Here is a 15,130-nt window from a genome sequence, read left to right on the forward strand (position 1 = left end):
TTTATTTAGATTTTTGATAAGAGTCCATCTTCAATCTTATAAACACTGTCACTATTTTTAATCATTCTTTGGTCATGAGTGACCATGATTGTTGCTTTATTCTTTAAATGAGCTTCTTGTCTCAATAATTCAACAACCTGATAAGCGTGTTCAGTGTCTAAACTTGCTGTTGGTTCATCGGCCAAAATTAAATTTGGTTCATTAAAGAGAGCACGAGCAATAGCTGCCCTTTGTCTTTCACCACCAGAAAGGTCACTAGGGTATTTATTTTTAAGGTCTAAGATATCAAGTGACTCAAGAAGTTCATTCCCTTTTTTAGAACTTAATTTTTCATGGTTTATTTTATCAATTAATAGAAATTGCTCTTCAAGTGTTAAATAAGGAATCAAATTTGAGCTTTGTAGGATGAAACCTATCTCTTTAAATCTAAGTTTAGAACGTTTTTTTTCTGACAATGGTGTAAAATCTAAACCATTGATTGAAATATTCCCAGAAGTTGGGCTTTGTAAACCACCTGCAATTGTGAGAAATGTACTTTTTCCTGAACCGGATGGACCAATAATTGAAACAAATTCCCCTTGATTCACTTCTAGATTAATTCCTTTGAGGGCTTGTATTTCATTATGACCACTACCGAATATTTTTTTTACATTGTCCATTTTAAGAATTGTTTTCATTTTTAACCTCCAATGGCTTTTGTTGGATCAATCTTGCGAATGGTGATGATTGAAAAAAGTGACCCAATAATTGACACGATGATAAGAATTAAAGCATACAGCAACCAGTTTGTAAGACTAATTTCAAATGGCATTGCATCCGGCAAGATAAAGCTAGTTCCATAACTTGCTATAAAAGCAACGAAGACGCCAACTAAACTAATGATAAAGCTTTGACCAAGTAAAGAGTTCATTATTATGCGATTTGAAATTCCTTGGGCTTTCATTATGCCAAAAATCGGAACTTTTTGAAGAGTGATCACATACATAAAGACTCCAATAATCAACAGTACAATCAGAAATAAGAAGTAAATCATTGCGCTGAGTGTCATATTTTGAGCAGAATAACCTGGAATATCGTTAATTAAATCAGAAATAGAGATGACTTTATATTGATTTGAAATAGAAGAATCAATCTTAACTTTTCCAGATTTTACAACGATAGCATTAACAGAAGAAGCTGAAGTGCTTTTTTCACCAAATTTGATCTGATTCAAAGCAGAAAACGAGGTATAGATAACAGGCGAGGCAGAATAAGAAGAGGATTTTGAAATTCCGACAATTTTTATTTTAATATTATTATTTCCCACGGAAACTTCTTGACCGATTTTATATCCTTGATTTGCCAGTTTTTTGGAGATAATCATTTCTAAATGATTGTCAGTATATTTTTTCCCTTCAAGAACTTCTGGCATGATTTTAGAGTTATCAGGAAGGGCGATGACAGCGATATTGTCTCGCTCGCTCTTTGATTTACGCATAGAAGTAGAAAACAAAGATAATTCTGAACCATTTTCTACATGAATATGTTCTAAATCGTCAAACGTAATTTGTGAAGCAGAAATAATATTATTTGAACTTGTTGATAAAACGACTTTTTCGGCCTTCCAATCAAGAACGGCTTGTTTAAATTGACTGGCAAGTCCTACAGATAGTCCGGACAGGATAAAGACTACATAAGCGATTAAAAAAATAATAGCTCCGATTAAGGTGTAACGAGCTTTATTATAACGTATTTCTCTTAGTGCTAAAAACATAAAATCTCCTTTCAGTTTTTTCTGTCAGTAATATAATTAAGTAAACCTTCGGTGACTAATTTGATTTCTTTATCATAATTTTCAATAAAAGTTTTCTTAGTCCAATTTTCACTGAATAATCTGTAAACGAGATTATGAACAACTGATTTTAATACTTGTGAAACTGGATTATCATTTTCACTCGCTGGGACAGTTGCTGAACTTTTAGGTTTCCAATCTCTTTCAAGTTCATAAGTCCAATCTAAAAATCGATATTTATAAAGTTGGTATTGAGGGGAATCAATTAAATTTTCAAGAAGGAGATATTTGTATTTATCTAGAGCCTCTTCAATGGAATTATCTCTTAATAAATTAAAAAATAAATCATGAATCTCAAGGGTTTCTTGAGAAAGAATATAGAAATAAGCGTCTTTTAAATCTTCAAAATACTGATAAAAACTTCCCCTCGGAATATCAAGATCTTTTACGATGTGCATGATTTTTGCCTCGTGAAAAGAATGATTTTGAAATTCATTTAAACAAGCATTATATACGCGATTGCGTTTTTCGTCAGATAGACTAAAATAGGTTGATTTAGGCATTTTTTCTCCAATTCATTCAATTTATGACACTGTGTCATTTATTGAATTCTAACAAATAAATTGATTAATATCAATTATTTAAATTTTTAAGCAAAAAAACTACTGACAGTTTTGTCAGTAGTTTTGATAATAAATTTTCTGATAAATAAGTAGTTGACAGCTCTGTCAGTAAAATTAGGAACACTTATTTAGCCAAATCTCTTTCAAGAGCTAATCGTTGAACTTTCATTGTTGCTGTACGAGGAATTTCATCGTAAGCCATGAGAATAGGTTCATTTAAAAATGGCAAATCAACAATTGAAGCCCACCAAGCTGACCAATCCATTTCCGCATTTTCAGCTAGAGCCAAAATAGGTTGTGGTTTGCCTGATTTATCACGAATAATCACAACTTCATCTAAGAAGTCGTGCTGGTCTAATAGAAGATCTTCTATTGCTAAATTAGATTCAATTTTATCAATTAAATCAACTTGTCTGTCGTGTAAAAAGAGAATTCCATCTTCATTCATAAGGCCCCAATCGCCAGTATCCCACCAGTCGCCATAGACTTCTTTATTGAAACGTTCTTCTTCCTTATAGTAAGTCAAAGCTCTTCCTTTCGAGAGGAAGTGGATTCTTCCAGGGGTGCCTGCAGGGCATTCATTCCCATTTTCATCGGCAATACGTGCTTTAGATAATCCAGGCATACCAATTCCCATTTCACGGGCATTAGTGTCTGCTAAAGTTGATAACCGGTGCTTTTTCCAAATCATTGGACCACATTCTGATTGTCCATAAATTTGTAGAAAGACTGGATCTTTTTGATTAGAGGCAGAAAGAAAAGTGTGCATTGTTTCTTTATTAATTGCATCAAAAGTTGAGTGAAGGTAACGAATTGAGGCAAAAATCTCAGGTTCTTGCTTGGCAAGGTTGGCTAGACGGACAAAATCGTTTGGATGAGTTTCAAAAGCATAAGGTTGATGTTTAGCAAAAAGGTCGACAAGATTATCTTTTGCTAAATCATTGAGTGGCATCAAACCAAAACCGAAGGTCATTGCTGATGAAACACCAATATTAAAACGAGAATGAACAGGAGAAATATGGAAAGCTAAGATTTCTTCCTTATCAGGCATCCAATCCATTACAGTTCTTTGAAGCACCCAACGCCAACCCATCGAATTAGCAGAGTGAGCGATTAATTTTGGTACACCAGTTGTTCCAGAAGTATGAGTGAGGTAAGCAATCTCATCACTTGCTAATTGCTGACTGTCAGCAATTTGAGTGGGTTTTTCCAAAGCAAATTTACTGACAGAAAGTTTTTTAGAATCTTCAAGATTCTTCATTTCATTTACAGTTTTGTCAGTGACTTGGTCATAAATGAGCCAAGGATTACCTAAACGTCCAGCTAAAATGTCCATTGTTTCGGCAGGAAGATGATAAGAAATCATTGCTGGAACAGCGCCCAGATAAGAAACAGCAACAGCTAAAAGATAGGTATCAAAGGCACTTGATTTAAAAATAATGACTTTATCAGATTTTTTGATTCCTAGCTCAGACAAGAGACTTGCCTTATCAACAATTGCTTGATGGGTCTTTTTGTAAGTCGTTTCTAGAGCTAGTTCAGGGAAAGCTCCAGCAGCCTCGTCAAAAATAATTGGGCTATCAGGAAACTGTTCAGCTGATTTTTTAAAGTTTAGATACAAATTTAGGGGTTCGTGTTTGAATTTCAAAAAAAATCTCCTCAAGTTAATAAGTTTATTATATCACAAAGTATTCTTTGAACCAATAGATAATGTAAATGTTTTCTTAAGTCGTAGAGAATAAAATACTCGGAAAAAAAGTCTAAAATCTGCTACAATTAAGGGGACACTAAGAGGATTTCAATTCTCTTTAATCAGGAAAAGAAGGGATAGATAGGAAAATGATTAAAAATTATGAACTATCCAACGAAAAAAAATTAATTTCAACCTCTGAAATGAAGAATTTCACCTATGTTCTCAATCCGACACGTGAAGAAATTGGGAATATTTCTGAATACTATGATTTCCCTTTTGACTATTTATCAGGAATTTTGGATGATTATGAAAATGCACGTTTTGAAACAGATGATAATGATAATAATCTGATTCTCTTACAATATCCTGCACTTTCTAATTATGGATAAGTTGCGACTTTTCCATATTCTTTGGTTTGGACTAAAAATGAATCGGTTATTTTAGCACTTAATCATGAAATTGATAATGGCCTAATTTTCGAGCGTGAATATGATTATAAGCGCTACAAGCATCAAGTTATTTTTCAAGTGATGTATCAAATGACACACACTTTCCATGATTATTTGAGAGATTTCCGAACAAGACGTCGCAGACTTGAATTAGGAATCAAAAACTCCACAAAAAATGACCAAATAGTTGATTTAATCGCTATTCAAGCAAGCTTAATATATTTTGAAGATGCCCTGCACAACAATATTCAAGTCCTTCAAAATTTTATTGATTATTTAAGAGAAGATGACGAAGACGGTTTTGCTGAAAAGATTTACGATATTTTTGTCGAAACAGATCAAGCCTATACAGAAACTAAGATTCAGCTCAAATTACTGGAAAATCTACGAGATTTATTCTCAAACATTGTCTCTAATAATTTGAATATCGTGATGAAAATCATGACGTCAGCTACTTTCGTTCTAGGGATTCCAGCAGTAATTGTTGGTTTTTACGGAATGAATGTTCCGATTCCTGGCCAAAATTTTAATTGGATGGTCTGGCTTATTTTAGTTTTGGGAATTTTATTATGTGTTTGGGTCACTTGGTGGTTACATAAAAAAGATATGTTATAAAATGGAGAGAAATCTCCATTTTTTGTTCTTTGTGAAAAAAATAATTAAGGATTGCAGATTACCAAGTTAGCAATGTTTGTTAAAACTATTTTGTGAATTGTTTTTGAAAACGTTTTAAAAAAGTATAACAGATATTAAAATAATTGGAACTGTATTAGTAAAGAATCTGTAATTTCTCTTGAATTCTGTTTGCTATTCTCAAACTGTATGATATAATGAAGTTGTAATTTGAAACAGAAAGAACAAAGGAGATTTCAAAATGAAAACCGAAGTTACGGAAAATATCTTTGAACAAGCTTGGGATGGTTTTAAAGGAACCAACTGGCGTGATAAAGCAAGCGTTACTCGCTTTGTACAAGAAAACTACAAACCATATGATGGTGATGAAAGCTTTCTTGCTGGGCCAACAGAACGTACACTTAAAGTAAAGAAAATTATTGAAGACACGAAAGCTCACTATGAAGAAGTTGGTTTTCCCTTCGATACTGACCGCGTAACCTCTATTGATAAAATCCCTGCCGGATATATCGATGCTAATGATAAAGAACTTGAACTCATCTATGGGATGCAAAACAGTGAACTTTTCCGCTTGAATTTCATGCCTAAAGGTGGACTTCGTGTGGCTGAAAAGATTTTGACAGAACATGGTCTTTCAGTTGACCCAGGTTTGCATGATGTTTTATCACAAACAATGACTTCTGTAAATGATGGAATCTTCCGTGCTTATACTTCAGCGATTCGTAAAGCGCGTCACGCTCATACGGTAACGGGTTTACCAGATGCATACTCGCGTGGACGTATCATTGGTGTTTATGCTCGTCTTGCACTTTACGGTGCTGATTACCTCATGAAGGAAAAAGCAAAAGAATGGGATGCAATCACTGAGATTAACGATGAAAATATCCGTTTAAAAGAAGAAATTAACATGCAATACCAAGCTTTGCAACAAGTTGTAAACTTTGGTGCTTTGTATGGTCTTGATGTTTCACGTCCAGCTATGAACGTAAAAGAAGCAATTCAATGGGTTAATATCGCATATATGGCTGTATGTCGTGTTATTAATGGAGCTGCAACTTCACTTGGACGTGTTCCAATCGTTCTTGATATCTTTGCAGAACGTGACCTTGCTCGTGGAACATTTACTGAACAAGAAATTCAAGAATTTGTTGATGATTTCGTTTTGAAACTTCGTACAATGAAATTCGCTCGTGCAGCTGCTTATGATGAACTTTATTCTGGTGACCCAACATTCATCACAACATCTATGGCTGGTATGGGGAATGATGGACGTCACCGTGTCACTAAAATGGACTACCGTTTCTTGAACACCCTTGATACAATCGGAAATGCTCCAGAACCAAACTTGACAGTTCTTTGGGATTCTAAACTCCCTTACTCATTCAAACGTTACGCAATGTCTATGAGCCACAAACACTCATCTATCCAATATGAAGGTGTTGAAACAATGGCTAAGGATGGATATGGCGAAATGTCATGTATCTCTTGTTGTGTTTCACCACTTGATCCAGAAAATGAAGAAGGACGTCATAACCTCCAATACTTTGGTGCGCGTGTTAACGTCTTGAAAGCAATGTTGACTGGTTTGAACGGTGGTTATGATGACGTTCATAAAGATTATAAAGTATTCGACATTGAACCTGTTCGTGACGAAATCCTTGACTATGATACAGTTATGGAAAACTTTGATAAATCTCTCAACTGGTTGACTGATACTTATGTTGATGCAATGAATATCATTCATTACATGACTGATAAATACAACTATGAAGCAGTTCAAATGGCATTCTTGCCTACTAAAGTTCGTGCTAACATGGGATTTGGTATCTGTGGATTCGCAAATACAGTTGATTCGCTTTCAGCAATTAAATATGCTAAAGTTAAAACATTGCGTGATGAAAATGGCTATATCTACGATTATGAAGTAGAAGGTGATTTCCCTCGTTATGGTGAAGATGATGATCGTGCTGATGATATTGCTAAACTTGTCATGAAAATGTACCATGAAAAATTAGCTTCACACAAACTTTACAAAAATGCAGAAGCTACTGTTTCACTTTTGACAATTACATCTAACGTTGCTTACTCTAAACAAACTGGTAATTCTCCAGTACACAAAGGGGTATTCCTCAATGAAGATGGTACAGTAAACAAATCTAAACTTGAATTCTTCTCACCAGGTGCTAACCCATCTAATAAAGCTAAAGGTGGTTGGTTGCAAAACCTTCGCTCATTGGCTAAATTGGAATTCAAAGATGCAAATGATGGTATTTCATTGACTACTCAAGTTTCACCTCGTGCACTTGGTAAAACTCGCGATGAACAAGTGGATAATTTGGTTCAAATTCTTGATGGATACTTCACACCGGGTGCTTTGATTAATGGTACTGAATTTGCAGGTCAACACGTTAACTTGAACGTAATGGATCTTAAAGATGTTTATGATAAAATCATGCGCGGTGAAGATGTTATCGTTCGTATCTCTGGTTACTGTGTTAATACTAAATACCTCACACCAGAACAAAAACAAGAATTAACTGAACGTGTCTTCCATGAAGTTCTTTCAAACGATGATGAAGAAGTAATGCACACTTCAAACATCTAATTCTTAAAAAATTAATGAATATTTGGTCTGTCAGTTTTACTGACAGACTTTTTTTACGAAAAAATTAATCATAATAGTTAAAAACTATTGTTTTTAGTTTAAGAAAATTAATTTTTATGCTAAAATAGATGAATGAAAATGGTAATTGGATTGACAGGTGGAATTGCGAGTGGGAAATCAACGGTGGTTGATTTTTTGATTTCTGAGGGTTATCAAGTGATTGATGCTGACAAAGTTGTCCGTCAATTACAAGAACCTGGTGGAAAACTTTACAAGGCAATAGTAGAAACTTACGGTTTAGATTTTATTGCTGACAATGGACAGTTAAATCGCGAAAAATTAGGAGCTTTAGTTTTTTCTGATCCAAAGCAGCGTGAGAAATTATCAAACTTACAAGATGAAATTATTCGTACAGAATTATATGATAGACGAGATGACTTATTAAAAAAAATGACTGACAAGTCTGTCAGTAAAAATTTTAATTCAAAGAGTCAAGGAAAAAATCTGTCAGTAAATAAGCCAATATTTATGGATATTCCGTTATTAATTGAATACAATTATACCGGCTTTGATGAAATATGGTTGGTCAGCTTACCTGAAAAAATACAATTAGAAAGACTGATGGCAAGAAATAAGTTTACGGAAGAAGAAGCTAAAAAACGAATTTCCTCACAAATGCCATTGTCAGAAAAACAAAAAGTCGCTGATGTCATTCTGGATAATTCTGGAACGATTGAAGCACTAAAAAAACAAATCCAGCGAGAACTAGCTAGGATAGAAGAACAGAAATAGAGGTGAATCGCACGAAAACAGTTAATTGGAAAAGGAATTTATTTATAACATGGATTGGCTGCTTTTTTGTAGGTTCATCATTTTCACTCGTCATGCCCTTTCTCCCCTTGTATATTCAAGGACTGGGCGTAAGCGGTGGGAATGTTGAACTTTACTCAGGGTTAGCTTTTTCTTTGCCAGCCTTAGCTTCAGGTTTAGTTGCCCCCATTTGGGGACGTCTAGCTGATGAGCATGGGCGTAAAGTGATGATGGTACGTGCCAGTATCGTCATGACCCTAACAATGGGAGGAATAGCTTTTGTCCCTAATGTTTGGTGGTTACTTGGATTACGTTTGCTAATGGGATTTTTCTCAGGCTATATCCCTAACTCAACAGCAATGATTGCTTCACAAGCTCCAAAAGATAAATCAGGCTATGCCCTGGGAACATTAGCAACGGCAATGGTTTCTGGAACACTGATTGGTCCTTCAGTTGGTGGGTTATTAGCTGAGTGGTTTGGCATGGCAAATGTTTTTTTGATTGTCGGCGCTCTGTTAGCCTTAGCAACTTTACTGACCATTTTCTTTGTTCATGAAAACTTTGAACCGATTGCTAAAGGTGAAATGTTATCTAGTAAAGAAATTATCAATAAAGTCAGTAACAAACAAATTCTTTTTGGATTATTAGTTACAACATTTATTATTCAAATCACCTCGCAATCCATTGAACCATTTGTGACCCTGTATATCAAAACGTTGACGACAAGCACGAATAATTTGATGTTTATTTCAGGTCTAATTGTGTCAGCAGTTGGATTATCAGCAATGTTATCATCAAGTTTTCTAGGACGCTTGGGAGATAAATACGGTTCGCATCGTTTAATTTTGATTGGGCTTGTTTTTACATTTATTATTTATTTACCCATGGCTTTTGTGCAAAGTCCGCTCCAACTTGGGATATTACGCTTCCTTCTTGGATTTGGAACTGGTGCCTTGATGCCGTCAGTAAATTCTTTACTTTCAAAAATTACCCCCAAAGAAGGTGTCAGCAGAATTTTTGCTTACGCACAAATGTGCTCTAATTTAGGAATGGTAACAGGTCCATTGGTCGGATCAGCAATTGCAGGTTATATCAGTTATCGAGCAGCAATTGTAGGGACAAGTCTTTTTGTCATTGTTAATATTATTTGGTCCTTTATTAATTTCCGAAAATATCTGCGGAAACGGAGTATTATGGAATGAGAGTAAAAATCACATTAATTTGTAGTTCTTGTGGGAATAAAAATTATATTAGTAGTAAAAATAAAGCAACCCATCCGGAAAAAGTTGAAACAATGAAGTTTTGTCCCAAAGAACGAATTGTTACACTTCATCGTGAAGGTTAGACAGCAAGAATTATCTTGCTGTTTTTTTATTTATAATAAGTTTTTACTATGTACACTTATTAAGAATTGTGATAATATTATATAATAAAGTAAACAATATTTCATTAGAGGTGTTTTATGCAAAAAAAGACATTATTTTTTCATTATAATAGCAGTTGATGGAGACAGAAAAAAATTTTAATCATAATTTTGTGGACTATTTATAAAAGAAAAAATTCAGTTTAAAAAATATATTCGGAAATACCTTATCTTTGGGTGGTAGAAACTTATAAGCACTTTGAAAATCTTTATAAATTATTCAACTCATGCTATAATAATATGAATGAGGAAAAAAAGATAATGAATTTAAATAAGAATAATTTTTTAAACTACTCTATATTGATTCCATACCTAATTCTTGCAGGAATTGGTATTGTAATGGTTTTTTCAACCACGGTTCCTGATCAGTTACAAAAAGGATTAAATCCTTATAAATTAGTAATTAACCAAACAGCATTCGTATTATTGAGTCTCATTATGATTGCAGTGATTTACCGTCTGAAACTTAGAGCCCTTAAGAATAGAAAAATGATAGGAACAATAATGGTTATTTTGATTCTGTCATTAATATTTTGTAGAATAATGCCTTCCAGTTTTGCTCTGACAGCACCCGTAAATGGAGCAAGAGGTTGGATTCATATTCCAGGAATCGGAACGGTGCAGCCAGCAGAATTTGCCAAAGTTTTTATTATCTGGTATTTAGCCTCAGTTTTTTCAACAAAACAAGAAGAAATTGAAAAACGTGATATAAATGAGATTTTTAAAGGAAAGACGCTCTTTCAGAAACTGTTTGGTGGTTGGCGATTACCCGTAGTTGCCATTTTATTGGTTGACCTTATCATGCCTGACCTAGGTAATACTTTGATTATTGCTGCAGTTGCTTTGATAATGATTGGAGCCAGCGGTATATCTTGGCGTTGGTATTCCGGCTATTCAAAATTAATTCTATCTTTGATGGCCATTTTCTTAGGATTTCTTTTCATTGTAGGTGGAAATATCATTCCAAGTTTCTTACCCATCGCTTATATTAATAAACGATTTGAAGCTTTCGTCAATCCTTTCACAGATTTAGCCAATTCTGGACACCAGCTAGCTAATTCATACTATGCTATAGTTAATGGTGGTTGGACAGGTCGTGGTTTGGGAAATTCAATTCAAAAAAATGGTTTCTTACCAGAAGCTCAAACTGACTTTATCTTTCCAATTGTCGTAGAAGAATTAGGGATCATTGGTGGAATTATTATTCTTGCTATCCTCTTTTTCTTGATAAGTAGAATGTTAATTGTTGGAATTCGTGCTAAGAGTGCTTTTAATTCACTAATTATGATTGGAGTCTCTGGTTTATTACTAGTTCAAGTATTTGTCAATGTGGGTGGAGCGATTGGGATTATTCCAGAAACAGGAGTAACCTTTCCCTTTCTATCACAAGGTGGTTCCTCCTTCCTTGTTTTATCGCTAGGAATTGCCTTTGCTTTAAATATTTCAGCTGATGAGAAACGAAGAGAAGTTTCTGAACTCTCTAATCACTATAGTAGTAGTGTCCCAAATTATGAAAACGATTGACAAATGTCAGTCGTTTAAAAGTGTATAAAAGATTTTTTATAATATATGAAAGAGTGAAAGGTATTGATAAATACCTTTCCAAGCAAGCCTCATTAAGGAGTCAAAATGAAAAAACTACTCGTCGCCAATCGTGGAGAAATCGCCGTTCGTGTCTTTCGTGCCTGTAATGAACTCGGACTTTCTACAGTAGCCGTCTACGCAAGAGAAGATGAATATTCTGTTCATCGTTTTAAAGCAGATGAATCTTATCTAATCGGTCAAGGAAAAAAACCAATTGATGCTTATTTGGATATTGATGATATCATTCGTGTTGCCCTTGAGTCAGGAGCAGATGCCATTCATCCAGGTTATGGACTCTTATCTGAAAATCTTGAATTTGCAACCAAAGTTCGTGCAGCAGGACTAGTATTTGTGGGTCCTGAACTTCATCATTTGGATATTTTCGGTGATAAAATCAAAGCTAAAGCAGCTGCCGATGAAGCAAAAGTGCCAGGAATTCCCGGAACAAATGGGGCAGTAGATATCGACGGTGCTTTAGAGTTTGCTAAAACATACGGTTATCCAGTTATGATTAAGGCGGCATTAGGTGGCGGTGGCCGTGGAATGAGAGTTGCGCGTAATGAAAATGAGATGCGTGATGGATATGCTCGAGCAAAATCAGAAGCAATCGGAGCTTTCGGTTCTGGTGAAATCTATGTTGAAAAATATATTGAAAATCCTAAACATATCGAAGTTCAAATTCTTGGAGATAGCCACGGAAATATTGTTCACCTGCACGAACGTGACTGTTCAGTACAACGGCGTAATCAAAAAGTCATTGAAATTGCGCCAGCCGTAGGACTTTCACCAGAGTTCCGTAACGAAATATGTGAAGCGGCAGTTAAACTTTGTAAAAATGTTGGCTATATTAATGCAGGTACAGTTGAGTTTCTCGTTAAAGATGATAAATTTTATTTTATCGAAGTAAATCCACGTGTACAAGTTGAACATACGATTACGGAACTTATCACAGGTGTAGATATTGTCCAAGCTCAAATCTTGATTGCTCAAGGGAAAGACTTACATACTGAAATTGGACTTCCAACACAGTCTGAAATTCCGCTTTTAGGTTCAGCAATTCAATGTCGAATCACAACAGAAGATCCGCAAAATGGATTCTTGCCAGACACGGGGAAAATTGATACCTACCGTTCACCAGGTGGTTTTGGTGTACGTTTAGATGTCGGAAATGCCTATGCTGGATATGAAGTAACTCCATATTTTGATTCACTTTTAGTAAAAGTTTGTACCTTTGCCAATGAATTTAGTGATAGCGTAAGAAAAATGGACCGGGTTCTCCATGAATTCCGTATTCGTGGTGTCAAAACAAATATTCCTTTCTTGATTAATGTGATTGCTAATGAAAACTTCACAAGTGGTCAAGCAACCACAACCTTTATTGATAATACACCAAGTCTGTTCAACTTCCCACGCTTACGTGACCGTGGAACAAAAACGCTGCATTATTTATCAATGATTACAGTTAATGGCTTCCCAGGAATTGAAAATACTGAAAAACGTCATTTTGAAGAACCACGTCAACCTCTTCTTAATCTTGAAAAGAAAAAGACAGCCAAAAATATCTTAGATGACCAAGGTGCTGATGCCGTTGTTGATTATGTTAAAAATACAAAAGAAGTATTATTAACAGATACAACTTTACGTGATGCTCACCAATCCCTCCTAGCTACTCGATTACGTTTACAAGATATGAAAGGAATTGCCCAAGCAATTGACCAAGGACTACCAGAACTTTTCTCAGCTGAAATGTGGGGTGGTGCAACCTTTGATGTGGCTTATCGTTTCTTGAATGAATCACCATGGTATCGTCTGCGTAAACTACGTAAACTCATGCCAAATACCATGTTCCAAATGCTCTTCCGTGGTTCAAATGCAGTTGGCTACCAAAACTATCCAGATAATGTAATTGAAGAATTTATCCGAGTAGCGGCGCATGAAGGTATCGATGTTTTCCGTATCTTTGATAGTCTCAACTGGTTACCACAAATGGAAAAATCCATTCAAGCCGTTCGCGATAATGGAAAAATTGCAGAAGCAACCATTTGTTATACGGGAGATATCTTAGACCCAAGCCGACCAAAATATAATATTCAATACTATAAAGACTTAGCAAAAGAATTAGAAGCAACAGGTGCTCATATCTTGGCAGTTAAAGATATGGCAGGTTTATTGAAACCTCAAGCTGCCTATCGTTTGATTTCAGAATTAAAAGATACCGTTGATTTGCCAATTCATTTGCATACACACGATACTTCAGGAAATGGAATTATTACATATTCTGGTGCCACTCAAGCAGGTGTAGACATTATTGACGTAGCAACAGCGAGTCTTGCTGGTGGAACATCTCAACCATCAATGCAATCTATTTACTATGCACTTGAACACGGTCCTCGCCATGCCTCAATTAATGTAAAAAATGCTGAACAAATCGACCATTATTGGGAAGATGTGCGTAAATATTACGCACCATTTGAAGCTGGTATTACAAGTCCTCAGACAGAAGTTTACATGCATGAAATGCCTGGTGGTCAATACACTAACCTAAAATCTCAGGCAGCAGCAGTTGGTCTTGGGCATCGTTTTGATGAAATCAAACAAATGTATCGTAAAGTTAATATGATGTTTGGAGATATTATTAAAGTAACTCCTTCTTCAAAAGTGGTTGGAGATATGGCTCTCTTTATGATTCAAAATGATTTAACAGAAGAAGATGTTTATGCGCGTGGTAACGAACTTAATTTCCCAGAATCTGTAGTTTCATTCTTCCGTGGAGATTTAGGACAACCAGTGGGTGGCTTCCCAGAAAAATTACAAAAAATTATCGTAAAAGATAAATCTGTCATTACTGACCGTCCAGGATTACATGCAGAAAAAGTTAATTTTGAAACTGTTAAAGCTGACCTAGAACAAAAAATTGGCTATGAACCAGGAGATCACGAAGTCATCTCATATATCATGTATCCACAAGTTTTCCTTGATTATCAAAAAATGCAAAGAGAATTTGGAGCAGTTACACTACTTGATACTCCTACTTTCTTACATGGAATGCGTCTCAATGAAAAAATTGAAGTACAAATTGAAAAAGGTAAAACACTCAGCATTCGTTTAGATGAAATAGGGGAACCTGACCTCGCTGGAAATCGTGTTCTCTTCTTTAACCTAAATGGTCAACGTAGAGAAGTCGTAATTAATGACCAATCTGTACAAACTCAAGTTGTGGCTAAACGCAAAGCTGAAACAGGAAATCCAAACCAAATTGGAGCTACTATGCCAGGTTCTGTTCTTGAAATTTTAGTTAAAGCTGGTGACAAAGTTCAAAAAGGCCAAGCCTTGATGGTTACTGAAGCCATGAAAATGGAAACAACTATTGAAGCACCATTTGATGGTGAAATTGTTGCTCTTCACGTGATTAAAGGTGAAGCAATTCAAACTCAAGATCTATTAATTGAAATTAATTAATATCAATTCAAACCTACCTTTTGGGTAGGTTTTTTTATTTTATTAAAAATTAATATTTAAATTTTCAGAAAATATATAAT

Annotated in this window: 10 protein-coding genes and 1 pseudogene; 7 read left to right on the forward strand and 4 right to left on the reverse strand. The window is 35.1% G+C overall.

Annotated features, from left to right (window positions below; genetic code table 11):
* Positions 1-5: 5 nt before the first annotated feature.
* From QJV49_RS10705 to QJV49_RS10720, 4 genes are all read right to left on the reverse strand, one after another.
* Positions 6-677 carry an ABC transporter ATP-binding protein gene (locus tag QJV49_RS10705; protein WP_225511592.1) on the reverse strand — a complete coding sequence of 224 codons (672 nt, stop codon included), beginning with the start codon at positions 675-677 and terminating at the stop codon, positions 6-8.
* A 2-nt stretch (positions 678-679) separates the two neighbouring features.
* The gene (locus QJV49_RS10710; protein WP_225511593.1) at positions 680-1,753 is read right to left on the reverse strand and encodes an ABC transporter permease; all 1,074 of its coding nucleotides are present in this window, start codon (positions 1,751-1,753) and stop codon (positions 680-682) included.
* Between the two features lie 11 nt (positions 1,754-1,764).
* The gene (locus QJV49_RS10715) at positions 1,765-2,334 is read right to left on the reverse strand and encodes a TetR/AcrR family transcriptional regulator (protein ID WP_225511594.1); all 570 of its coding nucleotides are present in this window, start codon (positions 2,332-2,334) and stop codon (positions 1,765-1,767) included.
* A 184-nt stretch (positions 2,335-2,518) separates the two neighbouring features.
* Entirely contained in the window at positions 2,519-4,042 is a 1,524-nt protein-coding gene (locus tag QJV49_RS10720; RefSeq protein WP_225511595.1) for a class I adenylate-forming enzyme family protein, read from the reverse strand.
* Between the two features lie 191 nt (positions 4,043-4,233).
* Here QJV49_RS10720 and QJV49_RS10725 point away from each other — a divergent pair.
* The 7 genes and pseudogenes from QJV49_RS10725 to QJV49_RS10755 all read left to right on the forward strand — a co-directional run bounded on the left by QJV49_RS10725 (position 4,234) and on the right by QJV49_RS10755 (position 15,050).
* A pseudogene (locus tag QJV49_RS10725) lies at positions 4,234-5,151 on the forward strand (magnesium transporter CorA family protein).
* 259 nt (positions 5,152-5,410) lie between these two features.
* Positions 5,411-7,774 (forward strand): formate C-acetyltransferase, encoded by a 2,364-nt coding sequence (gene pflB, locus QJV49_RS10730; RefSeq protein WP_225511596.1) that lies wholly within the window; start codon positions 5,411-5,413, stop codon positions 7,772-7,774.
* A 132-nt stretch (positions 7,775-7,906) separates the two neighbouring features.
* Complete coding sequence (gene coaE / locus QJV49_RS10735; protein ID WP_225511597.1) at positions 7,907-8,566, forward strand: dephospho-CoA kinase; 660 nt, start codon at positions 7,907-7,909, stop codon at positions 8,564-8,566.
* Between the two features lie 2 nt (positions 8,567-8,568).
* Positions 8,569-9,786 carry a multidrug efflux MFS transporter gene (locus QJV49_RS10740; protein ID WP_225511598.1) on the forward strand — a complete coding sequence of 406 codons (1,218 nt, stop codon included), beginning with the start codon at positions 8,569-8,571 and terminating at the stop codon, positions 9,784-9,786.
* Positions 9,783-9,929, forward strand: coding sequence for a 50S ribosomal protein L33 (rpmG, locus tag QJV49_RS10745; RefSeq protein WP_003129585.1), 147 nt, complete (start codon positions 9,783-9,785; stop codon positions 9,927-9,929). The genes QJV49_RS10740 and rpmG overlap by 4 nt, the downstream gene beginning before the upstream one ends.
* A gap of 339 nt (positions 9,930-10,268) precedes the next feature.
* On the forward strand, positions 10,269-11,531 hold the full coding sequence (locus tag QJV49_RS10750; RefSeq protein ID WP_225511599.1) for an FtsW/RodA/SpoVE family cell cycle protein: 1,263 nt from the start codon (positions 10,269-10,271) through the stop codon (positions 11,529-11,531).
* A 105-nt stretch (positions 11,532-11,636) separates the two neighbouring features.
* On the forward strand, positions 11,637-15,050 hold the full coding sequence (locus QJV49_RS10755; RefSeq protein ID WP_225511600.1) for a pyruvate carboxylase: 3,414 nt from the start codon (positions 11,637-11,639) through the stop codon (positions 15,048-15,050).
* Positions 15,051-15,130: the final 80 nt, after the last annotated feature.

The sequence above is a fragment of the Lactococcus sp. NH2-7C genome (assembly GCF_029953655.1).
In the GTDB taxonomy this organism is placed as follows: Bacteria; Bacillota; Bacilli; order Lactobacillales; family Streptococcaceae; genus Lactococcus; species Lactococcus lactis.

What these genes read in the sequence shown, in the direction of transcription:
- QJV49_RS10710 (WP_225511593.1), bottom strand. Translation starts at nt 1,753, where the DNA reads ATGTTTTTAGCACTAAGAGAAATACGTTATAATAAAGCTCGTTACACC.
- QJV49_RS10715 (WP_225511594.1), bottom strand. Translation starts at nt 2,334, where the DNA reads ATGCCTAAATCAACCTATTTTAGTCTATCTGACGAAAAACGCAATCGC.
- coaE (WP_225511597.1), top strand. Translation starts at nt 7,907, where the DNA reads ATGAAAATGGTAATTGGATTGACAGGTGGAATTGCGAGTGGGAAATCA.
- pflB (WP_225511596.1), top strand. Translation starts at nt 5,411, where the DNA reads ATGAAAACCGAAGTTACGGAAAATATCTTTGAACAAGCTTGGGATGGT.
- QJV49_RS10750 (WP_225511599.1), top strand. Translation starts at nt 10,269, where the DNA reads ATGAATTTAAATAAGAATAATTTTTTAAACTACTCTATATTGATTCCA.
- rpmG (WP_003129585.1), top strand. Translation starts at nt 9,783, where the DNA reads ATGAGAGTAAAAATCACATTAATTTGTAGTTCTTGTGGGAATAAAAAT.
- QJV49_RS10755 (WP_225511600.1), top strand. Translation starts at nt 11,637, where the DNA reads ATGAAAAAACTACTCGTCGCCAATCGTGGAGAAATCGCCGTTCGTGTC.
- QJV49_RS10705 (WP_225511592.1), bottom strand. Translation starts at nt 677, where the DNA reads ATGAAAACAATTCTTAAAATGGACAATGTAAAAAAAATATTCGGTAGT.